The organism is Sphingomonas sp. SRS2, assembly GCF_000971055.1.
Taxonomy (GTDB): domain Bacteria; phylum Pseudomonadota; class Alphaproteobacteria; order Sphingomonadales; family Sphingomonadaceae; genus Rhizorhabdus.
The window spans coordinates 15999-40254 of sequence record NZ_LARW01000057.1; the positions used below are offsets into that span (position 1 = coordinate 15999).

Annotated in this window: 19 protein-coding genes, 1 tRNA gene and 1 pseudogene; 7 read left to right on the plus strand and 14 right to left on the minus strand. The window is 63.4% G+C overall.

The genetic code is table 11. From position 1 onward, the window contains the following. Positions 1–92: 92 nt before the first annotated feature. The 7 genes from WP12_RS23355 to WP12_RS04500 all read right to left on the minus strand — a co-directional run bounded on the left by WP12_RS23355 (position 93) and on the right by WP12_RS04500 (position 8903). The gene (locus WP12_RS23355; protein ID WP_052730212.1) at positions 93–1838 is read right to left on the minus strand and encodes a glycosyltransferase; all 1746 of its coding nucleotides are present in this window, start codon (positions 1836–1838) and stop codon (positions 93–95) included. Then, positions 1835–2839 (minus strand): acyltransferase family protein, encoded by a 1005-nt coding sequence (locus WP12_RS04470; protein ID WP_052730213.1) that lies wholly within the window; start codon positions 2837–2839, stop codon positions 1835–1837. Before WP12_RS04470 ends, WP12_RS23355 begins: the two co-directional genes overlap by 4 nt. Further along, positions 2836–3843, minus strand: a complete 1008-nt coding sequence (locus WP12_RS04475) for a glycosyltransferase family 2 protein (protein ID WP_052730214.1) — start codon at positions 3841–3843, stop codon at positions 2836–2838. Before WP12_RS04475 ends, WP12_RS04470 begins: the two co-directional genes overlap by 4 nt. Beyond that, positions 3840–4988 (minus strand): glycosyltransferase family 2 protein, encoded by a 1149-nt coding sequence (locus WP12_RS04480; protein WP_046192563.1) that lies wholly within the window; start codon positions 4986–4988, stop codon positions 3840–3842. Before WP12_RS04480 ends, WP12_RS04475 begins: the two co-directional genes overlap by 4 nt. After that, a complete protein-coding gene (locus tag WP12_RS04485; protein WP_052730215.1) occupies positions 4985–6820 on the minus strand; it encodes an ABC transporter ATP-binding protein in 1836 nt (611 codons plus the stop codon). Before WP12_RS04485 ends, WP12_RS04480 begins: the two co-directional genes overlap by 4 nt. 840 nt (positions 6821–7660) lie before the next feature. Next, positions 7661–8341, minus strand: coding sequence for a tRNA (guanine(46)-N(7))-methyltransferase TrmB (trmB, locus tag WP12_RS04495; RefSeq protein WP_046192565.1), 681 nt, complete (start codon positions 8339–8341; stop codon positions 7661–7663). Next, positions 8334–8903 carry a class I SAM-dependent methyltransferase gene (locus WP12_RS04500; RefSeq protein ID WP_046192566.1) on the minus strand — a complete coding sequence of 190 codons (570 nt, stop codon included), beginning with the start codon at positions 8901–8903 and terminating at the stop codon, positions 8334–8336. The genes trmB and WP12_RS04500 overlap by 8 nt, the downstream gene beginning before the upstream one ends. A gap of 171 nt (positions 8904–9074) precedes the next feature. Between WP12_RS04500 and WP12_RS04505 the strand changes: the two genes are divergently transcribed. Continuing rightward, the gene (locus WP12_RS04505; protein ID WP_046192567.1) at positions 9075–11174 is read left to right on the plus strand and encodes a catalase; all 2100 of its coding nucleotides are present in this window, start codon (positions 9075–9077) and stop codon (positions 11172–11174) included. A 121-nt stretch (positions 11175–11295) separates the two neighbouring features. Here WP12_RS04505 and metK read toward each other — a convergent pair whose 3' ends face one another. Next, positions 11296–12510: a methionine adenosyltransferase gene (metK, locus tag WP12_RS04510; RefSeq protein WP_046192568.1), complete on the minus strand. Its 1215-nt coding sequence runs from the start codon at positions 12508–12510 to the stop codon at positions 11296–11298. 83 nt (positions 12511–12593) lie between these two features. Next, positions 12594–14246, minus strand: a complete 1653-nt coding sequence (gene lnt / locus WP12_RS04515) for an apolipoprotein N-acyltransferase (RefSeq protein ID WP_046192569.1) — start codon at positions 14244–14246, stop codon at positions 12594–12596. A 236-nt stretch (positions 14247–14482) separates the two neighbouring features. Here lnt and groES point away from each other — a divergent pair, with 236 nt between their 5' ends. After that, positions 14483–14770 (plus strand): co-chaperone GroES, encoded by a 288-nt coding sequence (groES, locus tag WP12_RS04520; protein ID WP_012049565.1) that lies wholly within the window; start codon positions 14483–14485, stop codon positions 14768–14770. 47 nt (positions 14771–14817) lie between these two features. Continuing rightward, complete coding sequence (groL, locus tag WP12_RS04525) at positions 14818–16470, plus strand: chaperonin GroEL (protein WP_046192570.1); 1653 nt, start codon at positions 14818–14820, stop codon at positions 16468–16470. Positions 16471–16586: 116 nt separating this feature from the next. On the opposite strand, the gene WP12_RS04530 is transcribed toward groL, so the two are convergent. Further along, positions 16587–17489, minus strand: coding sequence for a peptidylprolyl isomerase (locus WP12_RS04530; RefSeq protein WP_046192571.1), 903 nt, complete (start codon positions 17487–17489; stop codon positions 16587–16589). 77 nt (positions 17490–17566) lie between these two features. Here WP12_RS04530 and WP12_RS04535 point away from each other — a divergent pair. Continuing rightward, a tRNA-Ser gene (locus WP12_RS04535) sits at positions 17567–17657 on the plus strand. 183 nt (positions 17658–17840) lie between these two features. After that, positions 17841–18839: pseudogene (locus tag WP12_RS23890) on the plus strand (tyrosine-type recombinase/integrase); the annotation flags it as partial. An 80-nt stretch (positions 18840–18919) separates the two neighbouring features. Here WP12_RS23890 and WP12_RS04545 read toward each other — a convergent pair. The 4 genes from WP12_RS04545 to WP12_RS04560 all read right to left on the minus strand — a co-directional run bounded on the left by WP12_RS04545 (position 18920) and on the right by WP12_RS04560 (position 22692). Further along, positions 18920–20575, minus strand: coding sequence for a ParB/RepB/Spo0J family partition protein (locus tag WP12_RS04545; protein ID WP_084690958.1), 1656 nt, complete (start codon positions 20573–20575; stop codon positions 18920–18922). Between the two features lie 99 nt (positions 20576–20674). Beyond that, the gene (locus WP12_RS04550) at positions 20675–21100 is read right to left on the minus strand and encodes a DUF2958 domain-containing protein (protein WP_046192573.1); all 426 of its coding nucleotides are present in this window, start codon (positions 21098–21100) and stop codon (positions 20675–20677) included. Then, positions 21097–22065: an ArdC family protein gene (locus tag WP12_RS04555; protein WP_046192574.1), complete on the minus strand. Its 969-nt coding sequence runs from the start codon at positions 22063–22065 to the stop codon at positions 21097–21099. The genes WP12_RS04550 and WP12_RS04555 overlap by 4 nt, the downstream gene beginning before the upstream one ends. A 354-nt stretch (positions 22066–22419) precedes the next feature. Next, complete coding sequence (locus tag WP12_RS04560) at positions 22420–22692, minus strand: hypothetical protein (protein WP_052730218.1); 273 nt, start codon at positions 22690–22692, stop codon at positions 22420–22422. Positions 22693–22771: 79 nt separating this feature from the next. Here WP12_RS04560 and WP12_RS26420 point away from each other — a divergent pair, with 79 nt between their 5' ends. Together WP12_RS26420 and trbJ are read left to right on the plus strand one after the other, a co-directional pair. After that, positions 22772–23035 (plus strand): helix-turn-helix domain-containing protein, encoded by a 264-nt coding sequence (locus tag WP12_RS26420; RefSeq protein WP_046192576.1) that lies wholly within the window; start codon positions 22772–22774, stop codon positions 23033–23035. Between the two features lie 477 nt (positions 23036–23512). Further along, positions 23513–24124: a P-type conjugative transfer protein TrbJ gene (gene trbJ, locus WP12_RS04575; protein WP_235398958.1), complete on the plus strand. Its 612-nt coding sequence runs from the start codon at positions 23513–23515 to the stop codon at positions 24122–24124. The last annotated feature ends 132 nt before the right edge of the window (positions 24125–24256 follow it).

Consider the following 24256-nt stretch of genomic DNA (forward strand, 5'->3'; position numbering starts at 1 on the left):
CCCATCACGGACTGGCAGCTTTGGCCGCGACGACGCGATAGCCGCCATCTAAAAATTCCTAGCCTCCCATCGAGGGCAGATGGATGACCCGCTCAGTTTCCTTGACGAGTGCCATGGCGGAGGAAACACCTGATTGACCAGGCAAGATGAGGGATGCTGGTTTTTAGCCAGAACCGCAGCCCTGTATCAGAGCGCCGTATTTCTACTCGCGGTATTGCATACCGATCCGTCCCATCGGCAAAGCGCCTGAACCCCAGAGAGAAGCCGGCCTCATAGCCCGAGCTCTTCAAGCTATTGCGGACGGAAGGCGATTCCTCGCCATAGGGATAAGCAAAAAATCGGGGCTTCGGCAGGCCCATTTCGATCATATCGGTCATGCAGCCTTGGGTTTCGCTGGTTAGCATTGCGTCATCCAGCTGGGTAAGATGCGCGTGGGTTCGCGAATGACCCCCAATTTCGATACCTCCGTCGGCTGCCGCGACGAGACCCGGTTGATCGAGCAACGTCATCCGCGTGCGACCGGCGCCCTGATCCCATTCGTTGCTGAACGAGGAGAGCCCCGTCACCGCAAAGGCCAGCGCAGGCACGCCTCGCGCTTGCAGAATAGGCAGTGCGGTCGACAGCAGGTCTTCATAGCAGTCGTCGAATGTCAGCAGCGCCGCCCTGCCGGGCAAGCGGGTGTGACCAGCTATGAATGCCGAAAATTCCTCGCCGGACACAAACCGATATCCACGATCGAGCAGGTGGTCGAGCTGCTGCTGGAAAAGGCCCGCAGGCACCGCATAGGGCTTCAGCACCGGATCATGGTCGAGATCGGAAATCGCGTGATAGCATAATATCAGCAACGACCGCTTATCCAGCGGGCCACCGGCGAGCCGCACCCCCCGCCAATATAAAAGGTCGCGGGCTACATAGAAAAGCTTACGCACGAAGCGGCGCACGACACCATTTGACAACCACGGCCGGTCGGCCGCGCGTCCGGCGATCAACCCGAGGATTTTTGCAATGCCCGGGATGTTGGATAGCGGCAGATAGATCCAGCGGGTGACGGGGTTCGCAATCCCGCGCAATTCGAACAGCGCTTTGGCGTGGCGAGGATGTTTGCGCGCGAAGCCGATGCCCGCTTGTCCCGCCTGAAACCACTGGCGCAGATAATGACGGGAGTTCACGACATAGCGTTGCCGGCTTATCGCATCCGCATTGAAGACGACCCGATATCTCGCCAGCAACCTCACGCCCAAATCGAGATCTTCGTTCCCGAAGCTGCCGCCCTTCGTGAAATTGGCGTCGAAGCCGCCAAGCGCCTCAAACACCGAACGGCGGACCGATAGCTGCCCCGTCAACAGATCGAACAGAGCCAGTTCTGCTGTGGCAGCGATCCTGCGGCGGCGATCTTCGGCCCATTGTGCAACACCATCGGCGAGGAAGCCCGGCAGCGAGCCTGGATCCAGCGGGATATGGCCGATAACGGCATCAGCACCCTGGGCATGACTTCGGGCATGTTCCGTCACGATATCCGGCTGGACGATCATGTCATCGTCGAGGAACAGCAGCACGTCGCCGGATGCCGCCACAGCACCACGATTGCGCGCGGCCGATGCGCCCTGGTTTTCCTGAAAAATGACCTGCAATGGAAAGGGCAGCCTCAACGCCGAAAGCGCCTCAAGGGTGCCGTCGCTTGAGCCGTCCACGACGACGATCACTTCGAGCGGTCCATCATATCGGATGTCGCCGAGAGCCGCCACCACGTCGCACACCGTAGCGCGACGCTGGAAAGTCGGGACGATGATCGAGAAGCTCGGCCTTTTTGCCGTTTCGATTGGGTCGAAGCCGGTCATTTGGCGGCTTCGGTCAGGGGGCCCGCGGTGGGCGTGGACGATGCCGACAACTTGCCGCGCAGCGAGCGGATCGGCCGTTCGACGAATATATAGGACAACGACGCAATGCCCAGCGTGATAAGCGAGCAGGTCACCATCAGCACCGGTCCGCGCTGCTCCAGACCGAGCTCCGCAACGGTCCCGTAAACGAAGTTATGATAGAGATAGATGCCGTAGCTGATCCGGCCTGTTTTGACGAGGAGCGGCGACTGCAATGGCAGCCGCCCATCCCATCCCAGCTGCACGAGCGCCGCCATAGTGAGCAACGGGCCGAACTCAACCAGTTCGTTGTAAAGGAAGCTGTCGGGAAACAGATCGAACGGCGCGAGCAGCAGCAAGGGAAGCGCGACTAGACCTGGCATACTCATCCGGACGCCGGTTACGGCCATGAACGCCCCCAGCCCCAGCGCGTCGAACGATGCGAAAGGCAACGCCAGGGCCGCCACCTCTCCTCCGCCCCGAAGGTGACAGAAGATCCGGAACGCCGGGCCGACCGCGATAACTGCGATCAGCGCATGCGGTAGCCATCGTCGGGATACGAACAGGATGAGCAAAGGCCAGACGAGATAGAATTGCTCCTCGACATTCAGACTCCACAGATGATCCGCCGGCCATGCCAGCTCCCAGCTGTCGCGCACCGCGAACAACAGGTTGCTCAGCTGCAGCACATGCCACTTCCAGGTGTCGCGCATACCGTAGAGATCGAGCAGGAATGCCAGGCCCAGAGCGATATACAGCGCTGGGGCCAGCCGCATGACCCGGCCTGTATAAAAATCACGTAGCGAAATGCCGCGCAACAAAATGGTAGTGATGAGAAAGCCGCTGAGTACGAAGAACAATCGTACCCCGACATGGCCCAGCTTCAATTCGTCCAGCCAGAAGTGACTGAGCAGGACGAGGCCTACTGCCACGGTCCTGAGCGCGTCGAGCTGCGGACGATATACCAGCGGCGCGTTGTTCACTCGGACGGCACCGAAGGAAGAGGCTCACCGCGAAGCAGCGAGGTGCGAGGGATCGTGCTGTCTTGCGTTCGGCGCATAGCCGTGCGCCAATAGGCCACCGCGCCGACGACGTTCGCCTTGAACAGGCGCCACTCGCTGATGCCATAGGGGATGACGTACCGGGCGCCCCTGAACTGCTGGCGACCAGCCGCACGCAATGTCCAATAAGGGAATTTGAGGAGCCAGGGAGCGCGGCGCCAATGCTTTGCGAAGATGGCGCCATTTCCGAAGGAATAACCAAGAATAACCGGTTCTATCTGGCTGGCCGAACGACGGCCGTGAAAATGCTGGATGGCCATATTGGGTACATATTGAACGGGGAAGCCGGCGAAGAAACCGCGCAACAGGAAGTCGGTGTCTTCAGCGGATTTCAGGTCCGCTCCCGCTCCGAACCTCTGATCGAAGCCCCCCACCATATCCAACACCCTGCGGCTGGTAACGAAGTTGCAGCCATGCAGGAATCCGCCGGGAAAGTCGCCAGCGCTATAGCGTTCGACATGGTCCGACGTCTTGATCGTGAAAGGCAGGTCGCGCGTATCACCGAGTTCGACGCGGCCGCCCCGAAGAATGTCGAACGGCGCTTTCGACCAATGGGTCGCCAGATCGGCGACATAATCCGGCTTCACGATGCAATCGTCGTCGGTGAACGCGATAAGCCGGCCACGGGCCGCCGCTATTCCGCTGTTGCGTGCCGCTGCCAACCCCGGTGTCCGCTCGTACAACATTTGCGTGGGCACGTCCGCGACGCTCATGAACTCGCCGACCGCGCGCGCCGTGTCATCGGTCGATCCATTGTCGACCACCACGATTTCGGTAGCCATTTGCGGCGATCTCAAGGCTGCCGTCACGATCGACCCCAGGCATCGCAGCAGCGGCTCGCGGCGATCTTTGGTGCATATCACGAAGGTCAGGTCGATCAGGGCGGGCCGGGGTTCGCGCTCGGCGGCATCCATCTTGCCGCTCATAACCGCTGGAATCCCGGTATGGCGCGACGGGCGGGCGTCGACCTGAAGTAGCGGCTGATCTTATCGAAGGCCTCCAGTAGCTTCAGGCCAACCGCGCCCCCGCCTGATGCGGGACTGTGGAATAGATAGCGTTCGCGCCGACGGATCTGGTTTCGGCGCCCTGTCGTGTCGACGAACATGCTCAGCAGCCCGGTCTCGCCCGACTCCCAGATGATCGTGTACAGGAAGAAGAAGAGGTTATCCGCACCCTCTTTGTGCGCCATCTTCAGGGAAGGTTCGGCGAGCTCGGTAATCCGGTCGAGGGCGGCTATCAGCCGGGATGCGCGCGTCACGCTCTCGTGGTCGACGCGCTCCAATATCTCTGCATTGCGCTCGTCCCAGCGATAGCCATGAGCTTCGGCCAGGTTTTCGGCAACGATCCGAAGATGAGTATACCGCATCTCCGTCTTGCGCGTGGCGCTGACGCTTTCGACATGGACGCGATAGGCGAGAAGCGGCCGATCGGTGATCATCGTGCGGTGCTGGCGCGCGATTCGCCGGAACAGGTCGAAATCTTCGGCGTGAGGATAGTTGTCGTCATAACGCAGTTCGGCCTCGCCTATGACGCTGCGGCGGAACATCACCGTTGGGTGTAGCAACATGGTGAAATAGCGGGCCATGACGGCGAGGTCATCGGCGGTCGAACAGCGCAGACCATCGACGCGGTGCACCCGATCGCGTCCATATATGACGTCGTAACGGCATCCGCTCAAAGCAAGCTGGGGATCAGCCAGAAAGGCGCGCACCTGCTCGCCGATCCGATCGGGATAGGCGATGTCGTCCGAATCCATGCGCGCTATGAGATCGCCCCGGCATAGCGGCAGGGCTTCGTTCAGGGTTGCGACGAGCCCGCGATTGGGCCGGCTGATCACCCTCAGCCGCGTGTCCCGGGCCGCAAGATCGGCGAGGATCGCGGCCGATGCGTCTGTCGATCCGTCATCGATGGCGACGATTTCGATGTGCTGATAATTCTGGCGGAGCAGGCTGCCCACACAGCTGGGCAGCCATTTTTCCGCATTGAAGACAGGCAGGATGATCGACACCAGGGGCGCCCCGTCGAACGACGGCGGCGCGTCGGATGCGCTGGCGGCCGGGAACCGGGTCATGCTTCGGCAGCCCGATGCGGCTCGTCCGGGTAGAAAATATCCATCGAGCCCAGCACGCTGCCGTCATGCGACCCCATCTCGGCGACACGTCCATGATCAAGGACGATGATATCGTCGCAGAACTGGATCGTGGCACGCTGGTGGCTGATGACGATCGTCGCGCCCTTGCCGGCGCGGGCGCGCAACGTCCGGACGATCGCAGCCTCGGACAGCGCATCCAATGCGTTGGTAGCCTCGTCGAGGATGAGTATTTCGGGCTCGCGGACCAGCGCGCGGGCAAGTGCGATCCGCTGCCGCTGCCCCGCCGACAGTTCAGCGCCGCGATAGCCGACAGCTGTGGCATATCCCTGTGGAAGTGCCCGAATAAAGGCGTCGGCATCGGCCATACGCGCGGCCTCGATGACGCGGTCGTCGCTCGCATCTGGACGGCCATAACGGATGTTCGCTTCGATTGTGTCGTCGATCAGTTCAAGCTCAGGGCTGGCGACCGCCAACCGGGCGCGCCACTCGTCGAGGTCGATCATGGAGAGCGGTACACCGTCGACGGTGACCAGGCCCGAGGTCGGTTCGACGATCCGGCTTAGAATGGCCGCGATGCTGCTCTTGCCCGAGCCCGACCGGCCGACGATCGCCGTAGCGCCGCCCGCCCTGATGCGCAGATCGACGTCGTCCAATGCGGCTTTACCTCGCAATCCCGCATATCGCAGCGTGACGCCGTGGAAACAAATCGCATCCTTCAGCTCCGTGAAGCTGCATCCTGCGCCTGTTGTCGGTTTCTCCGTATGGCTCAACATCCACGAGACTTCCGCTACGGGACCAGCGCCGGCGCGCAGCGCGATCACCGCGCCCTGAACGGCACGTACTTGAGGTTGTATGCGGTACAGGAGGACGAGAAAGGCAGCGATCACGGCAAAAGGCACCCCACTGCTCCATGACGCCAGCACGACCACCAGGAACAGGGCGGTCTGCATGAATTCCATCAGCGGCGGCAAAATCGCCTGACGCGCTTCCAGCATGAAATTGGACCGGCGCACCCGCTCGGAAATCGCATCAAAGGCCTCGCTCTCGCTGCGCTCACGGGCAAAGATGCGAATCAGCTGATAACTGTGGATCAGATGGAGCATGCGCGCGGCTAGCGCGCTATTGGAGCTGGAAAGCTCATGGCTCAAGAGGCGGAGCTTCGCCGTGAGAATTGCCTGCACGCCCTGCAGAACCGCGAGCCCCACGGCCACGCCCAAAGCCATTTGCCATGAGAGCAGAATGAGGAAGATCGCGATGATCGACGTCGCCGCCACGGCTATTATCAGGGAAATGCTGGCCTGGATGGCGTCGGCCGCGCTCCACGAGTCGTTCGACAATACATGCAGCAGCCGGCCGGGCCGTTCGCGCTTGAAAAAATCGAAGTCCAGTCGCGTCAGCCGGTTGGCGATGACACTGCGGATGCTGAAGCTCGTGCGGCTGTATATCCAGCCCGTCAAAAGACTGTTCAGGTAAATGACGAGGTTCTTGGCGGCGATGAGCGCCAGCATTCCCGCCACCAGATAGACACTACGATGTTCCGAGGGAAACCAGCCGCTGAGCTGCTGAAACATGCTCGCACCGCCGTCTCGACCACCAACGGCCCCTTCTCCCAGCATCGCGCCGAGCAAAGGAATGACAAGACCGATGCCTAGCCCCTCTAAGGCGGCGGCAACGATACCAAGAATGACCAGCACCGGGAGCAATGGAGCAAATGGCAGAAAGAGCTGATTGAGCTGTTTCGATGGTATCAGCGGCAACCGGAAATATGTACGCGCCGCCGCCTGCGACATACTCTTCACCAGATCGGCCATCCTTAACGCTCAGCCGGCTGCTTATGGGCGTTGGGGCGCATCGGCTTTGTGATCACAAGCGCCATCCGAGGACCATTCTCCTGGGCAGGCCTTCCTACGATCTCAGAATCTTCGGCCACTACCATGCCAGCAGCACGGCCATGCATCGCTGCCAGTTCCGCATGGAGCGCACTGATTTTGGGAGATGCGGCGCTCTTCATCATTGCCAAGCAATGATGGCGCCGGGCGATATGATAGGTGCGGTCTCTGATGTTGGCCATCTAAGCAAACCTAACAATGAACCAGAACGCGATTCGCAGATTTCTTACGCGACGAACCGTGCAATTCCTAACTTGAGACGTTTAGACCAACCGACCTACGGAAAAACCCGCAATAGAAATACAAACAAACTCCGCTAGTTAATCAGGTCGCTAACTTAAGTTGCGATATTTGCGAAGCTCGTCTTGCCTTAATTTAAGTTCGTCTTGCCTTTACAGGGGCGTAATGGAAATATTTTTTTCTTCCAACTCTCATATACTTAGCATCTGCAGGCACAGCTTAGGGACGACAGCCTTTTGGTGCCTATCGTTCGACCCCACGAATGGCCGCTTTCGGGTTTAATCGAGCCGCCCTGAACGGCGGCAATAGGGCGCCAAGCGGACGACTCGTGGCTAAGTGCTGATTTACCATGATTCGCGACGACAGATTCTGGGCCGTTTGCGGAATGGCGGGGTCCGGGCGGCGACAGGCGAATAACTGTCTTTCCAGTCCGCCACTCAGCGACGGCAGCTACGAGAGCGGCGGAGGAGAAAATTTCTTACAAATCTTGTTTTAAAGCGCCTTTTGAAAGGCGCACTAGCTCTAGCGCCGCCGGTAACGAAAGTACCAGACCTCATGCCCCTTGCTGCGCGCTTTAGCCTCGTAGCGGGTCTCGGGCCAGTCGTCGGGGCGGACGAGGAAGTCGGTTGGGGTTTCGCCGAGCCATTCGAAATCGGGGGACTGGCCCATCACCATCATCGCCCAGCGGACATAGACCGGATGGTCGGTGCCGAAGCGAAACTCGCCGCCGGGTTTCAGCTTTCGCGCTATCAGGCCGATCGGGCCCGCGTTCATGAAGCGGCGCTTGGCGTGACGCGCTTTGGGCCACGGATCGGGATGGAGCAGCCAGGCGCGCTCCAGCGACGCGTCGGGCAGCCGTTCGAGCACGTCGATTGCATCGCCCATATGCAGGCGAATATTGTCGATATCCTCCTCGTCGATCTTCATCAGCGCGCCGACCACCCCGTCGAGGAAGGGTTCGCAGCCGATGAAGCCATGGTCCGGCCGGTTCATCGCCTGCCACGCCATATGCTCGCCCTTGCCGAAGCCGACCTCGAGTTCGAGCGGACGATTGTCGCCGAACAGGGCGCGCGCATCGATGGGTCCGCTGTCTGGCACGGACAATGCCGGGAGCAGCTGTTCGACCAGCTCGGCCTGGCCGAGGCGGAGCTTATGTCCTGTGCGGCGGCCGTAAAGCCGGCGGATCGTCAGTGGGTCATTCATCGCGACGGCTTATCTCATAGACGGCGGCGGGAGGAAGATTGCGCAGCGTGCTCGACAGCCGCCGCGCCTTCAGCCCGAGCCGTTCGAGCACGGGGCGGCGGATCGGGCTGATCGGGCTGTAGGTGAACTGGAAGAAGCGGCCGCCGGGACGCATCAGCTCGAAGCAGCCGCGCATGATCATCATCTGCTGGCGCGCGTTCATGTTGAGGATCGGCAGGCCAGAGATCGTCGCCCCGGCCAGCGCGTCGTCGAGCAGCCCGCGATGCTTGCGTACCCGCGCAGCATCGCCGCGCAGCACCGTCGCCTGCGGAAAGCGCGCAGCGAGCAGCCGCGCGAAATCGACTTCATATTCTATCAGGATCAGATCGGACTGCTTCAGGCCGCGCGCGATCAGCGCCTTGGTGAATACGCCGGTGCCGGGGCCAAGCTCGATCACCGGTGCCATCTCCGGGCTTATTTCCGCGGTTATCAGTTTGGCGAGCGCAAGGCTCGATGGCGCGACCGCGGCGATGCCCAGCGGATCCCGGGCCCAAGCGCGCAGGAAAGCTGCCAGATCAGACATGGGCATGTGCCGGGGCAGTCATGGGCGTGCCTTAGAGACTGAACGCCCGGCTTGAAAGAACTTTGCCGCATCGCGATCGACATCCGGTTAAATCGCTCGCTTGATCGAAACAATCCGGACCCTTGTCCCGCTCCCGGCGGTTTGACCCGCGATATAGCGACAGGAGCGGATATGGCGACCAAGGGTTTCAAGAGCGAGCAGGGCAATGGCGGCGAGACGCATCAGCAGATTCCGGCCAAGGGCCCTCATGACGGGCTCGATCATCTGACCACCAATCAGGGCGTCAAGGTTTCCGACAATCAGAACCAGCTCAAGGCGGGCGCGCGCGGCCCGGTGCTGCTGGAAGATTTCGTCCTGCGTGAGAAGATTTTCCACTTCGATCATGAGCGCATTCCGGAACGGATCGTCCATGCCCGCGGGTCGGCCGCACATGGCTATTTCGAAGTCTATGAAAGCCTCGCCGATATAACGAAGGCCGATCTGTTTCAGCGGCCCGGGGAGAAGACGCCGGTATTCACGCGCTTTTCGACCGTGGCGGGCGGCGCCGGATCGGTCGACACGCCACGCGACGTGCGCGGTTTCGCCGTCAAATTCTATACCCAACAGGGCAATTGGGATCTGGTTGGCAACAACATCCCGGTCTTCTTCATTCAGGATGCGATGAAGTTCCCCGATCTCGTCCATTCGGTGAAGATGGAGGCCGATCGCGGCTATCCGCAGGCGGCGTCGGCACACGACACCTTCTGGGATTTCATCAGCCTGATGCCCGAATCGACCCATATGATCATGTGGGCGATGTCTGACCGCACCATCCCCCGCACCCTGCGAACGATGCAAGGCTTCGGCGTTCATACTTTCCGCATGGTCAATGCCCAGGGCAAGTCGACCTTCGTCAAGTTCCACTGGAAACCCAAGCAGGGCAATGCTTCGACCGTGTGGGACGAGGCGGTCAAGATCGCCGGCGCGGACCCCGATTTCCAGCGGCGCGACCTGTTCGAGGCGATCGACCGCGGCGATTATCCCGAATGGGAACTGGGCATCCAGGCGTTCGACGAAGCGTTCGCCGACAGCCTGCCCTATGACGTGCTCGACCCCACCAAGATCATTCCCGAGGAAATCCTTCCCGTCCGTCCGATCGGACGGATGGTGCTCGATCGCTATCCCGACAATTTCTTCGCCGAGACCGAGCAGGTCGCCTATTGCCCGGCCAACATCGTGCCGGGCATCGACTTCAGCAACGATCCACTGCTCCAGGGGCGGCTGTTTTCCTATCTCGATACCCAGCTGAAGCGGCTGGGCTCGACCAATTTCCACCAGATCCCAATCAACGCGCCAAAATGCCCGGTGATGAACTTTCAGCGCGACGGGCATATGCAGATGCTGCAACCCAAGGGCCGCGCGAATTACGAGCCCAACAGTCTGAGCGAGGCGGGCGAAGTCAGCGGACCGCGCGAATGCCCGGTCGAAGGCTTCACCAGCTTTGCCGGGCGCGCCGCCGAGGACGAGCAGGGCGACAAGCTGCGCATCCGCCCGGAAAGCTTCGCCGACCATTATAGCCAGGCGCGGATGTTCTTCCGCTCGCTCGATCCGGCCGAGCAGGCCCATCTCGCCTCCGCGCTGGTGTTCGAGCTGTCCAAGGTCGGCCTCGAACATATTCGCGCACGGATGTTGTCGAACCTCGTCAATGTCGATCCGGAGCTGGCGGGACGCGTCGCCGCGGGAATCAACATGCCGCTGCCCAAGGCATCGCCCAGCGCGGCAAAGATTCTCGATCTTGATCTGTCCCCGGCGCTGCGGATCATCAACGGTCCGCTCGATCTCAAGACACTTGAGGGCCGGTCGGTCGGAATCCTGATCGCGGATGGTTCCGACGCCAGGGTGGTCGATGCGTTGACTAGCAAGATAGGTGACGCCGGTGGACGACCAATCCTGATTGCGCCGAAAGTCGGCGGCGCGAAGATGTCCGATGGCTCCCTGCTCAAGGCGGATGCCCAGCTCGCCGGCTTCCCATCGGTACTGGTCGATGCGATCGTGGTCGCGCTGTCGGAAGATGGCTGCAAGGCGCTGCTCAACGAGGCTGCGGCAGTCCAGTTCGTAATGGACGCTTTCGGGCATCTGAAGGCGATTGGCGCGAGCGAGGCGGCCAAGCCGCTGCTGGACAAGGCCGGGGTGAAGCCCGACGAGGGCATCACCGGCCTCGACGACGCCTTCGTCGAAGCCGCGAAGACCCGTTATTGGGATCGCGAGCCGAAAATACGCATGTTGGCGTAGACCGGCGCCGTAAAGGCGTCATCCCGGCAAAGGCTGGAATCCAGGGCTGCGGGAACGGACTGTGTGTCACGAACCCCGCCTGAGGTCACAGCCTTTGCTGGAATGACGGCAATAGCGACGTTTAGGCCAAAGCCGCCTTGAGCTTGTCAGCGAGGTCGGTCTTCTCCCAGGGGAAGAAGTCGCCCTCGGGCTTGCGGCCGAAATGGCCGTAGGCGGCGGTCTTCGAATAGATCGGCTTGTTGAGACCGAGATGGGTGCGGATGCCGCGCGGAGTGAGGCGACCCAGCTCCGCGATCCTGCCGATCGCCTGCTCGATCGCGCCGTCGGTAACGCCTTCGGCGCAAGTGCCGTGCGTATCGACATAGAGCGACAGCGGCTCGGACACGCCGATCGCATAAGCGAGCTGGATCGTGCAGCGGCGGGCAAGCCCGGCGGCGACGATGTTCTTCGCCAGATAACGAGTGATATAGGCGGCCGAGCGATCGACCTTGGTCGGGTCCTTGCCGCTGAACGCGCCGCCGCCATGCGGGGCCGCGCCACCATAGGTGTCGACGATGATCTTGCGGCCGGTGAGGCCGGCGTCGCCGTCGGGCCCGCCGATCTCGAAGCTGCCGGTTGGGTTGATGTGATAGACCGTCTGATCGGAGAGCAGCGCGGCGGGCAGGATATCCGCCACCACCGCCTTCACATAATCCTTCAGCTCGGCTTCCTTCGCGCCCTCGTCATAGCCCTTGCCATGCTGGGTCGAGACGACGATCGCCGTCGCGGCGACCGGCTTGCCATTCTCGAACTTCAGCGTGACCTGGCTCTTCGCGTCGGGCTCCAGGAAAGCGGCCTTGCCCGAATGGCGATCGGCGGCCATCTGTTCGAGAATCTTGTGGCTGTAATAGAGCGTCGCCGGCATGAGGTCGGGGGTCTCATCGCAAGCGAAACCGAACATGATGCCCTGATCGCCCGCGCCCTCATCCTTGTTGCCGCTGGCGTCGACGCCCTGCGCGATATGCGCGGACTGGGCATGCAGATTGTTGTGGAAGGTGAAGCTTTCCCAGTGGAAGCCGTCCTGTTCATAGCCGATGCGCTTGACCGTGTCGCGAACGGCCTTCTCGATCTCGTCCTGCGCGCCTGGTGCCCATGCGCCATCCTCATAGACGCCCTTGCAGCGGATCTCGCCGGCCAGCACGACGAGCTGGGTGGTCGTCAGCGTCTCGCAGGCGATGCGCGCTTCCGGATCCTTCGACAGGAACAGATCGACGATCGCATCGGAAATCTGGTCGGCGACCTTGTCGGGATGGCCTTCGGACACGCTTTCGGACGTGAAGAGATAGTTGCTGCGCATTGGTGTTGACTGACCTCTTGGGATGATGCCGCCTGATAGGGCGCGAGCGGAAGAAAGGATATAAAGACTTCGTTATATCGCCCTTAGCGGCGCTTCATCGCGATGGCAATTCCGCCCGCGATGAGCAGCGCGGCGAACAGCAGCGGCAGCAGGTTGCCGAAGCGCGCGAAGGGGGTCGCCGGGCGCGGTCCGGGCAACGTCGCCTCGATCGCGCCGGCCTTCTTCCAGGGCAGGCTGTGCAGCAGCCGTCCATCCGCGTCGATCACCGCCGATATGCCGGTGGGGGTCGAGCGGATGATCGGCATTCCCTCCTCGGCGGCGCGCAGCCGCGCCTGCGCCAGATGCTGCGGCGGGCCCCAACGGCCGAACCAGGCGTCGTTCGACGGGTTGAACAGGAAATCGGGTCGATTCGCGCGGTCGATCACCTGGCCCGAGAAGATGATCTCATAGCAGACCTGCATCCCCGCCTTGCCGAAGCCGGGCACCGCGAAGCTCGCCGGGCCGGGGCCGGGCCAGAAGTCGATGTCGCCCTGCACTAGCCGCGACAGGCCGATTGCCGACAGGATCGGCCGCGCGGGCAGATATTCGCCATAGGGGACGAGGTGCGCCTTGGCATAGCGGCCGGTGATCGCGCCCTTCGCGTCCAGCCCGAATACGCTGTTGCGCGCGCCGATCAGATCGCCCGCCTTGTCGAAGATCAGTGCGTCGCCGCCGAGCAGGACGATGTCCTTCGGCCCCAGCAGCCGCGCAATCCGCGCCCGCGCCTCGGGCTCGATTTCCAGATAGTCGGCGGTCGCCGCTTCGGGCCAGAGCACCAGCCGCGGCGTAGCGCCGGCTTTGCCGCTCAACTCGCTCAACCGCGTGAAATTGGCGGCCTGGAGCTTGGGATCCCACTTCTGATTCTGATTGATATTCGGCTGCACGACGACGATGCGCGGCCCGGCGCGCGGCGGCAGCGGACGCAGCATATAGGCCGAGACGATCTGCGCGAGCATTGCCGCGATCAGCGCGAGCGCGACCCGCTTCCACCGCGCGCGGCCCGTGCCCGGCAGCACCGCGAGCAGCCAGATCGAGGCGAGCAGCACCATCACGCCGGAAAGGCCATAGGTGCCGATCAGCCGGGTCAGCCCCATCCACGCCGGCTCGGCGCTGCCGGGCGCGATCATGATCGCGGCAAGTGGATTCCAGGCAAAGCCGGTGAAGACGATGCTGCGCAGATATTCGGTGAGCACCCAGCTGCCCGCGAACAAGGGCATGAAGGCATAGGGACTCGGCGTCGGGACCCGCAGCAGCGGTGACGCACTTTCCATGCCGGGCGGGATCAGCCCCTTCAGCTTGTTGCGTCGCGCCGCCTGTTCGGCCTGGTGGCGGCGTCCCTTCACCAGCATCGGCAGCCGGTTCAGGCTCCAGGCCAGCATCGCCCCGAGCATCGGGAAGGCAGCAAGATAGAGCGCGAGCAGGAACACCGCGACCCAGCCGAGCCAATGCGGCATCTTGTCCTGAAAAGTGAAGGCGGTTGCGATCCAGTTATTGCCGAAGGTGAAGTGGCCAACCCCGAAACACCAGCCGCGCGCGGCCACCTGGCGCAATCGCCCCGCGTCGAGCAGCAGCCACATCAGGCCCGCAAGGCACAGCAGGGTGAAGAACCACCAGTTGAGCGGCGCAAAGCCAAGCGCCGAGGCAAGCCCCAGGCCGAATGCGATCGACGGATATTTTAGGGCGTTGAGTTTGCGCATCACCGGCTTGGAACATCCTTACACCTCCCCCATATCGCGAGCGCCGGGCCATCGGGAAGGTGGTGCGTCGCATGAACGCAATAAAATCGGCCAGAGCGGTTCTTGACAGTTTTGAGCCTGCTCCACATATGCCCGCTAGCACTCGCAGGTAGTGAGTGCTAAAGTTTCTTACCTGAGAGATTCGGCGATGGGCGCACCCGTCCATCGCGGACAAATTGAGGAAAGGGTGAAAGCACATGAGTTTCCGTCCGCTGCATGATCGCGTGCTCGTTCGCCGCGTCGAAGCCGAGGAAAAGACCGCCGGTGGGATCATCATCCCCGACAGCGCCAAGGAAAAGCCCCAAGAGGGCGAAGTCGTCGCCGTCGGCGGTGGCTCGAAGGCCGAAGATGGCAAGGTCACGCCGCTCGACGTCAAGGCCGGCGACAAGATCCTGTTCGGCAAGTGGTCGGGCACCGAGGTCAAGATCAACGGTGAAGACCTGCTGATCATGAAGGAAAGCGACATCCTGGGGATCGTCGGCTGAACCTTCCCGTCCATTTTTCCATTATATCTAACTAAGGAATTCAGATCATGGCAGCGAAAGACGTCAAGTTTTCGCGCGACGCCCGTGAGCGCATCCTGCGCGGCGTCGACATCCTCGCCGACGCGGTGAAGGTCACGCTCGGCCCCAAGGGCCGCAACGTCGTCATCGACAAGTCGTTCGGCGCCCCGCGCATCACCAAGGACGGCGTCACCGTCGCCAAGGAAATCGAACTCAAGGACAAGTTCGAGAATATGGGCGCGCAGATGGTCCGCGAAGTCGCTTCGAAGACCAACGACATCGCCGGCGACGGCACCACCACCGCCACCGTTCTCGCCCAGGCGATCGTCCGTGAAGGCATGAAGTCGGTTGCGGCCGGCATGAACCCGATGGACCTGAAGCGCGGCATCGACCTCGCCGTCATCAAGGTCGTTGCCGACCTCAAGGCGCGTTCGAAGCCGGTTGCCGGCACCAATGAAGTCGCACAGGTCGGCATCATCTCGGCCAATGGCGACACCGTCGTCGGCGAGAAGATCGCCGAGGCGATGGAGCGCGTCGGCAAGGAAGGCGTGATCACCGTCGAAGAAGCCAAGGGTCTCGATTTCGAGCTCGACGTCGTCGAAGGCATGCAGTTCGACCGCGGCTATCTGTCGCCTTACTTCATCACCAATCCTGAAAAGATGGTGGTTGAGCTCAACGATCCGTACATCCTGATCCACGAGAAGAAGCTGTCGAACCTGCAGGCGATGTTGCCAATCCTCGAAGCCGTGGTGCAGTCGGGCCGTCCGCTCCTCATCATCGCCGAGGATATCGAGGGCGAGGCTCTGGCCACGCTCGTCGTCAACAAGCTGCGTGGCGGCCTGAAGGTCGCCGCCGTCAAGGCGCCGGGCTTCGGCGATCGCCGCAAGGCGATGCTCGAGGACATCGCGATCCTGACCCAGGGCGAGATGATCTCGGAAGATCTCGGCATCAAGCTCGAGAGCGTCACCATCGGCATGCTCGGCACCGCCAAGCGCGTCACGATCGACAAGGACAACACCACCATCGTCGATGGCGCCGGTGCATCCGATGCGATCAAGGGCCGCGTCGAAGCGATCCGTCGCCAGATCGAGAATACCACCAGCGACTATGACAAGGAGAAGCTCCAGGAGCGTCTTGCCAAGCTCGCCGGCGGCGTTGCCGTGATCAAGGTCGGCGGCTCGACCGAAGTCGAGGTCAAGGAGCGCAAGGATCGCGTCGACGACGCCCTCCACGCTACCCGCGCAGCTGTCGAAGAAGGCATCGTCCCCGGCGGCGGCACGGCTCTGCTCTATGCCACCAAGGCTCTCGAAGGCCTCAAGGGCATCAACGACGACCAGACCCGCGGCATCGACATCATTCGCAAGGCGATCCAGGCGCCGGTGCGTCAGATCGCGCAGAATGCCGGTCATGACGGCGCCGTCATCTCGGGCAACCTGCTGCGCGAAAATGACGAGACCATGGGCTTCAACGCCTCCACCGACGTGTACGAGAACCTCGTCGCCGCCGGCGTGATCGACCCGACCAAGGTCGTCCGCACCGCGCTGCAGGACGCGGCCTCGGTCGCCGGCCTGCTCATCACCACCGAAGCGGCGATTTCCGAATCGCCCGAGGACAAGCCGGCCATGCCCATGGGCGGCGGCGGTATGGGCGGCATGGGTGGCATGGGCGGCATGGACTTCTAAGTCCGGACCACCCGGTCGACCTGTCCGGTCATCGGAAAAAGAAGGGCCCGGGGAGCGATCCCCGGGCCCTTTCCTGTGGCCGGTCCGGTGATCGTGCGAAGCCGCTGGGGCGGCGATTATTTCGGTACTGCCGCCCGCACCGGCGGCATCGCGTTGCAGATGTCGAGCGCCCCTGCCGGCCGGATGAAGAAATCGTCCTGGCGATTCGCCCGCGCCTTCAGCCAGGCCGCGAAGGCCGGCGCGTCGCTCTTCATGACGTCGAATCCCGGCCGCTCGCCGGCCGGCATATCCGCCGCGATCCGGGCGCGGACGATGGCGGGCCGGGCCGCACCCTCCTTGTAGAAGCCGAGCGCCTCGGTGCCGCGCGGCAGGGCGGTCAGCGCCTCGATCCCGGCGAGCACCCGTCCCACCGTCGCGATATTGCGATCGAGATGGCGCGGGCCATGGCCGATCACCGCATAGAGCTCGGCGCCCGTGCCGGTGTCCGGCGCGAGGTTCCGCCCCACCCCGACCATCGCATAGCAATGCGGCAGCCAGGCCAGCCCGGCTTCGCGCGCCACCGGCCAGCCACCGGTATGGCCGGTCTCGGCGGCATAGGCGTCGCGATAGCCCATGGCGCGGAAGCCCAGCCCGGCAAGCGGCCGCGCATATTCGTCGGGCGGGCTGGCGACGATGCCGGCGGGCAGCGGCTTCTTCTCGGTCGCGTCACCCCATTGGGTAACATAATTGTCCTGAACGCGATTGATCGTGATCCCCGCGAACCAGCGCGCCCGGACGAGCGCCTTGATATTGGCGACATGTACCGGCGCAAAGGCAGGCGCGAGCGCGATGACGACCCGCTGCCCGCCATCGAGATCGATCACCAGCAAGTCATCGGCAGGCACCGCGCCCCACGCAGCGCCGGGCGCCTGCGCGACAATCTCGCCGGGCGTCAGCGGCCCGGCTCGCGGCGGCGGCGACGCCGCGGCGAGACCGAGCAGCAGCAGGGCGGGGACGGCGAGGCGGACATGAGGTTTCATACCATCATGATGCCACGCCACATCGCCTTGCGGAACCCGCCGCTACGGGCTAGGGAGCCGGCTTCCAGCGATAGTGCGGAGCGGTGGCCGAGTGGTCGAAGGCGCTCGCCTGGAAAGTGAGTATACGTCAAAAGCGTATCGAGGGTTCGAATCCCTCCCGCTCCGCCAGGACCCCCTCCAAGGTGGTCCGCCCGAGACCACTGGGATCGACTTTTTCTCCCTGATTACCGACACTTAGAAGACCGGTTCGGCCTCGGCCGTCCGTGCCCGTCCATGCCCATCCAACGAATCGGAGGGGCTAAAACGAGGTACGCGCGGTCGAAAAACGAGGTATTTTTCGGAGATCGAACCATGCTTACGGATGCCAAGGTGCGCACGGCCAAGCCGCGCCCAAAAGCCTACAAACTCGCCGACGCCAATCGCCTCTTCCTGATGGTCACCCCCAGCGGTGGCAAGCTCTGGCGCTGGAACTACGAGTGCGACGGCAAGAACAAGACGATGGCTCTCGGTGCCTACCCCCTCGTCTCGCTAGCCGACGCGCGCGGGAAGCGAGACGAGGCCTATACGATCCTCTGCGAGGGCCATGATCCCGTAGTCGCGAAGAAGTTGAAGAAGGAAGCGAACCTCGAAGCCGGCCGTCAGACGTTCGAACGCGTGGCTCGCGAGTGGCATGGAAACGCCAAGGCCCAGTGGGCGACGATCCATGCCAGCGATGTCATCCGTAGTCTGGAGCGCGACGTCTTTCCGACGATAGGTGATCTGCCGATCGCGCAGCTCACCCCGCCGCTGATCCTCGGCGTACTGCGCGAGATCGAGACGAGAGGCGCGATCGAGACCGCTAAGCGGGTCAGGCAGCGCATCTCGGCCGTGTTTATCTATGCTATCGCTCAAGGGGTCGCGGCGAGCGATCCTGCGGAAAAGCTGGGCGCGGTGCTCAAGCCGCTGCGCAAGGGCCGACAGCCGGCGATTACCGACCTCGTGCCGCTGCGCAAGATGATCCTGGCTGCCGAGGAGGACAACGCACGGCCGATTACGCGGCTCGGCCTCAGGATGCTGGCGCTCACGGCTGTAAGGCCCAGCGAGCTGCGCGGCGCCGAGTGGGCGGAGTTCGAGGATCTCGATGGCAAGCTGCCGTTGTGGCGCATTCCGTCGGCTCGCATGAAGGGCGACCTCGATCGTAAGGAGGAGACGGGCGGCGACCACCTTGTGCCTCTCACGCCGCAGGCGGTCTCCGTGCTGCGAGCGATCTGGCCACTCACCGGTGGCGGCCCGCTTGTCTTCCCCAGCAACCGGCATGCGCACCGTCCGATGAGCGAGAACGCGATCGGCTATCTGCTGAACCGGGCCGGTTATCACGGGCATCACGTGCCGCATGGATTTCGAGCGGCCTTCTCCACGATCATGAACGAGTGGGCGGAGCGCCACGGTGATCAGCATGACCGCCGTGTGATCGATCTGATGCTAGCCCAGCCTTCAACCTTGGCGCGCCCGTCCGCGCCGTCCAGATGGTCGGCGACAATCCGTTTCAAGGTCTTGGACTTCTCCTTCGCGTTGGCGCTGGCGATGGTCTCGCCCGCGACATCGGCGACGATCCGGCCGAGCACCTCGCGGTCGCGCAACAGCGAGAACAGCGCTTCGTCGGCCTGCCACCAGTCGGCCATGGCCACGCCGATCTCGCCGCCCACCGCCTCGACGGCGGCGCTTCCCGCCGCCAGCGTTTCGCCCATGACGACCGCGATCACGTCCATGATGACGGGGTCAGGCAGGGCCAGCAGCCGCAGGAACACGCCCGCCACGCCGTAGTCATCGCCATTGCCGCCGGTCACAGTCGGCTCCTCGCGCGAGAAGCCGAGGACGTCCAGCACGGCGCGGCGGCGCGCGTCGAAGACGGCTTCGCCGCGCGACGTCTCGACGCTCTCGCGCACCTCGTCGTTGCGGGTGGATTGCGGCTCGGGTCGCACGGTCCACAGGTGCGATCCGACGATGGCATGGGCCACCATCAACCGCAGCGCGACGCCCGGGGGGTCGAGCAAGGCGGCGCGCACGGCGGCATGACGGTGCAGATCGACATAGGTTTGCATGGTCGAGGTGAGTTCGGGACGCTGGGGCTTTTCGCCCTCTGCCATCTCGCCTCGCTCGGCGCGGCGGGCCTCGGTGCGGGTGACATAGCCCTCGTGGAACGTCACCTCGCCGTTGCCGCGCACGTCGATATAGACGCGCCCACCTTTGCGCTTGCCCGCCTTCTCATATTCCCACGAATGGAAATGCTCGGAGGGCGGCACCACTACGACATCGCTCCAGCCGTCCTCGATATAGGCCGTGCGGCGCGCCTCAACGGCGGCATTCTGCGCGGTCCAAAAGGCATCGGCATCCGCGAAATAGCGGTCGTCGCCGAACAGGTCGGCGATGGTCGCACCCGCGTAGGTTTCGAGGTCGAACAGCGCGACCTTGGCCGCAATCGACTGCCCGCCGAACAGCCATGCCTTCAACTGGTGCCCGGTCGGCACATAGGGGTCGGGATCGTCGAACAGCGCCAGCCATGCCTTCTGCTGACTCTTGCTAGCAAGGGTCAGGTGGCGGACGGTGGTGCGGTCGATCTTCTCGGCGCGGTAGAGGTCGCGGATACGCGGCAGCAGGTTGCCGAGCGCGAGCACGCGCCGGATCGTCGGCTCGGGCAGGCCGAAGGTGGCGGCGATGTCGTCCACCTCGCGGCCTTCCTTGACCAGCCGGACGAAGGTTTCCCACTGGGTCACTTCGTCAGGATCGAGACGCGCGAGGTTCTCGATCAGCGAGGCTTCCAATGCGGCGGCATCGTCGCCCGCCTCCATGATCGCGGCGGGAACGCGCGCGAGTTCGGGGTCCGCGCCCTCTTCGGCCAGCGCGAGACGGGCGGCGTGGACGCGCCTGCGCCCCGCGACCAGTTCGAACCGGCCCTCGGCCTCTGCGGGCCGGACGACAACGGGAACAATGATGCCGCGCTTGCGGACGGTGGGTAGGATGTCGGTCACCTCGGGGGCCTTGCGCCCGTGCCGCATGTTGACCTTGCTGTCGTCGATATTGCCAATGGCGATGAAGTCGAGTTTCATGGGACTACTCCTTGAGAGTGCCGGTCCGTCGTTCTTTCCGGGAGGGCGGACCGGTTTCGGATTGGCGACGAAGCGCGCCGCCTGCGCATCATCCCGCCATCAACCGGGCGGAATTTCGGGGTCCGCGCCGTCGCCATCGGGGTTCTGGGCGGCACGGCGGAGAAGGGTTTCGGCCCAGAGGATCGATCCGGCGCGGCGCGACCAGTCGCCCCAGACCGAAAGCGCGTGCGGCGTCTCGAAGCCGATGTCGCGCTCGATGCCGAGGCCATAGGGGAGCCGGACGGACGCGATCTCCGAAAGGCTGAACGAGCCTAGCTCGGGACAGCCGAAGCCGAGGTCGGTCAGCCCGAACAGCGTGTCGCCGTCCTCGTCGAGTTCGGTCGCCAGCCAAGTTGCCGCGCCAACGGGATTGAACAGCTTCACCAAGGGCACGAGGTCGAAGCGCTCGCCGCGCTGCTCGCAGACGTGCCGCGTGATGGCATGGGCGCGCAGGCCGGTGTGCAATTGGGGGGTCAGGAGGATCATGCCGCGACCCTCCTTTCCGCCTGTGCGTCCTGCGCCTCGCGGTGCCGGACCAGAAGCCATTCGGCGGCCTTGCTGGCGGCGCTGGCCGCGCGGAATATCGCCCGGTTGTCCTCGCGCAGGACGGCCAGCCAAGCGCCCAGATAGTCGGCGTGGCGAACGGTCGGCACGATGCCGAGCGCGGCGCAGAGGAAGGCCGATCCCATCTCCGCGACCAGTTCCTCGCGGGCATAATCCTTGCTGCCGAAGGCATTCTTGAGGTCGCGGCCCAACCGCTTGGAGTGGCCGGTGGCGTGGGTCAGTTCATGGAGGCAGGTCCGATAATAATTGATCTGCTCGAAAAAGGCGGGCTGCGGCGGCACAGCCACGAAATCGGGGTCCGGGGCGTAGAACGCCTTGTCGCCGCCGATGCGGAATTCGACGCCCGATGCCGCGATCACTTCCTCAGCCAGCGGGACGATCTCGCGCTCGGGAAGCGGCGCGGGATCGGATGCAAGACCCGAACGAAGCCCTTCGCACTGCGCGATGTTGAAGACGGTAAATCGCTTGAGGAACGGCACCGCCTTGGCATCGCCGCCCTCGCGCGCAGCGCGCTGCTTCTCGGCCTCGGGCGTGAAGCGGTCGGCATAGACGACGGTCTGGCCGCGCTCGCCCTTCCTCACGCAGCCGCCTGCTTCCTGCGCCTGCCGGAAGGTCATCCACGATTGCGAGGGAAAGGCGTGCTCGATGACTGCGCCCCACAGGATCAGGATATTGACGCCCGAATAGGCGCGCCCGGTCAGCGCATTGCGCGGCAGGCCGGGACCAGTTCCCCCGCTCTTTCCCCACGGCTGGACCCACGGGAAACGTCCCGCTTCCAGTTCGGAGACGATGCGCGCGGTCACCTCGTCATAGAGGTTCGCGCGGTTCTCCTGCGGCTGGTCCGCGCCACCCTTGCGGCGGGCGCTGCGGCTCGATGATCTGGGCATGGCCTGTCCTCCACGCCACCCCAAAAAGGCACAAAGCCTCCCCGCGAAGGCGGGGGTGGGCGGCGAGATGCGACCAAAAGGCCCGGCTCAAGCGGGCAAGGACACCGAAGGGCAGAACGGATGTGGAGCACCCCGAAGGGGTTGGCCTTGCCCGCGACGGGCCTAGCCGGGAGCGCCGCCTGCACCCGCCGTAACGGGAGAGGCAACAAACCAGCGCCGCCGCGCCAGCGGCGACATCGGCTGCGCCATGCGATCGTCACCTATGGCCGAGACCCGCATCGCGGGGTTCGGGGGCGAGCATTCAGCGAGCCCTAGAGCGCGGTCGCGCGAATGCGCGAGGCGCCGAACTGCTATCTAGGCAGAAGAAGCGGACCCGGAGCCGAACATGGCTACAGCGTCCGCCAGACCGTCACCAACGATCCAACGCGCACGCTCAAGGTGCGATTTCCAGCAAACCTCGGCCTTCTCGTTCGAAGGATCGAGGTGCATCAGTGTCGCCGCGGCTTCTCGCCAGCAGGTCTGCGCGGCATCGGCGTCCAGTAAGGCAGCGTAGAGCGCCAGATGGCGCCGGTCGTAGTCAGTCACGCTTGTGCCGACTCCCGGCGCCACATCCATAACCTCGCTCATCTTGATCCTCATTCAGAGCCGCACCCTTCGTACATTATAATGCGTAGCACCGAAATAGACGAACGGTTCTACGGCCTTGATGAACCTGTTCGAGCTCATCGGCACTAACTGCTATTGGCTGCGAAAGGACGCTGGCCTAACGCAGGAGGAGGTCGCGGCAAGAATGGGAGTTAGCCACTCGCATTACAGCGCCATCGAAAATGGCAGGCAAAATCTTACCTTCGGCACGTTTGACAGGCTCTACAAGGCCTTGGGAGCACGTCCAGCCGCGCTTTTCGATGAAGGCAGGCCGCCCAAGCCAAAGCGCGCTTCGCCGACCCCTCGCGCGACAAAGAAATACTGACCAATAGTCCAAGAATGCGCTTTCGATAGGAAGCGTGCCCAGCCTGCCAACTCACGCTCAGAGCGATTGCCATCTAGTTATCAGACTTTCTTCTGAACGATTGTGGCTGGGCTTGCCTGCATTAGAAGGCCGCCAAGCGCCACTAGCCTTCGCGCAGACGATTTTGCGAATTCTCCGTCGCCAGGCCAATCCGGCAAACCGAGGATGATGCGGGCGATGTCGCGCAGGCTCGCGCCATGACGACGGGCATCGGCCGAGCGAAGCGCCGCGAATAGCCGTAGGAGCGCCCGATCTACGGGCCTATTCCAAACCACCTGACGCAACAGACAGTCGAGACGATGCAAGGCCGCAACCTGCGGTGGCAGGCTCCGGGCCAAATCGATCGCGGGCTCCAGGCAAACTATCCCACGCTGGATCGTGCCCGAAACCACGTCAATCCTTAGCGGCTCGCCGGAGCCCCCGACGCAAACCCGTTCAATGCCATCGTTGTCGACCGCCGCGCGCACGTTGCAGACCGTCAACCAGCAGATTCAGCAATTGCAGAACGAAGCGCAGATGCTGGTCAACATGGGCAAGAACCTGACCCGCATCGACTTTCCGCAGCTCGATGCGCTCAAGCAGAAGTTGGCCGAGATCGACCGGTTGATGGGCCGCGCGCAGGCGATCGATTTCCGGGTCGACCAGCTCGACGACAAGTTCCAGTCCCTGTTTCCGCAGGACTTCTCCTCGGCGCTGCGCACCGATGCCCGTGTACGCGATGCCCGCTCGCGGCTCGATGCCAGCATGGGTGCCTTTCGCCAGACGATGACGGTGCAGGCGCAGGTCGTGGAGAATATCCAGTCCGATACCGAGGCGCTCGCCGATATCGTCGCGCGCAGCCAGGGTGCCGAAGGGGCGCTCCAGGCGCAACAGGCGACCAACCAGCTCCTCGCGCTCACCGCCAAGCAGCAGTTCCAGCTCCAGCACATGATGGCGGCGCAGTTCCGCAGCGAAGCTGTCGAACAGGCGCGCCGCGCCACCCAGGCCGCCGAAGCCCGGGCTGCGACCAAGAAGTTCCTCGGATCCGGATCGGCCTACACGCCCCGATAGCCCCCTCGGGCCCGATCGGCTCGATCCGGACCTGCGATCGGCGGCGTTCCCTCCCGCCCCGGTCGCCGTCGCGGGGCGCGGTCCAGCTCCCCCACCGCGTCCCGCGACATTCCTTCAATCGCCAGCAGGAAG

Bases quoted from the DNA above. Each gene is read 5' to 3' on its own strand.
- WP12_RS23355 (WP_052730212.1), bottom strand. From the start codon at position 1,838: ATGACCGGCTTCGACCCAATCGAAACGGCAAAAAGGCCGAGCTTCTCG.
- WP12_RS04475 (WP_052730214.1), bottom strand. From the start codon at position 3,843: ATGAGCGGCAAGATGGATGCCGCCGAGCGCGAACCCCGGCCCGCCCTG.
- WP12_RS04480 (WP_046192563.1), bottom strand. From the start codon at position 4,988: ATGACCCGGTTCCCGGCCGCCAGCGCATCCGACGCGCCGCCGTCGTTC.
- WP12_RS04485 (WP_052730215.1), bottom strand. From the start codon at position 6,820: ATGGCCGATCTGGTGAAGAGTATGTCGCAGGCGGCGGCGCGTACATAT.
- trmB (WP_046192565.1), bottom strand. From the start codon at position 8,341: ATGAATGACCCACTGACGATCCGCCGGCTTTACGGCCGCCGCACAGGA.
- WP12_RS04500 (WP_046192566.1), bottom strand. From the start codon at position 8,903: ATGTCTGATCTGGCAGCTTTCCTGCGCGCTTGGGCCCGGGATCCGCTG.
- WP12_RS04505 (WP_046192567.1), top strand. From the start codon at position 9,075: ATGGCGACCAAGGGTTTCAAGAGCGAGCAGGGCAATGGCGGCGAGACG.
- metK (WP_046192568.1), bottom strand. From the start codon at position 12,510: ATGCGCAGCAACTATCTCTTCACGTCCGAAAGCGTGTCCGAAGGCCAT.
- lnt (WP_046192569.1), bottom strand. From the start codon at position 14,246: ATGCGCAAACTCAACGCCCTAAAATATCCGTCGATCGCATTCGGCCTG.
- groES (WP_012049565.1), top strand. From the start codon at position 14,483: ATGAGTTTCCGTCCGCTGCATGATCGCGTGCTCGTTCGCCGCGTCGAA.
- groL (WP_046192570.1), top strand. From the start codon at position 14,818: ATGGCAGCGAAAGACGTCAAGTTTTCGCGCGACGCCCGTGAGCGCATC.
- WP12_RS04530 (WP_046192571.1), bottom strand. From the start codon at position 17,489: ATGAAACCTCATGTCCGCCTCGCCGTCCCCGCCCTGCTGCTGCTCGGT.
- WP12_RS04545 (WP_084690958.1), bottom strand. From the start codon at position 20,575: ATGAAACTCGACTTCATCGCCATTGGCAATATCGACGACAGCAAGGTC.
- WP12_RS04550 (WP_046192573.1), bottom strand. From the start codon at position 21,100: ATGATCCTCCTGACCCCCCAATTGCACACCGGCCTGCGCGCCCATGCC.
- WP12_RS04555 (WP_046192574.1), bottom strand. From the start codon at position 22,065: ATGCCCAGATCATCGAGCCGCAGCGCCCGCCGCAAGGGTGGCGCGGAC.
- WP12_RS04560 (WP_052730218.1), bottom strand. From the start codon at position 22,692: ATGAGCGAGGTTATGGATGTGGCGCCGGGAGTCGGCACAAGCGTGACT.
- WP12_RS26420 (WP_046192576.1), top strand. From the start codon at position 22,772: ATGAACCTGTTCGAGCTCATCGGCACTAACTGCTATTGGCTGCGAAAG.
- trbJ (WP_235398958.1), top strand. From the start codon at position 23,513: ATGCCATCGTTGTCGACCGCCGCGCGCACGTTGCAGACCGTCAACCAG.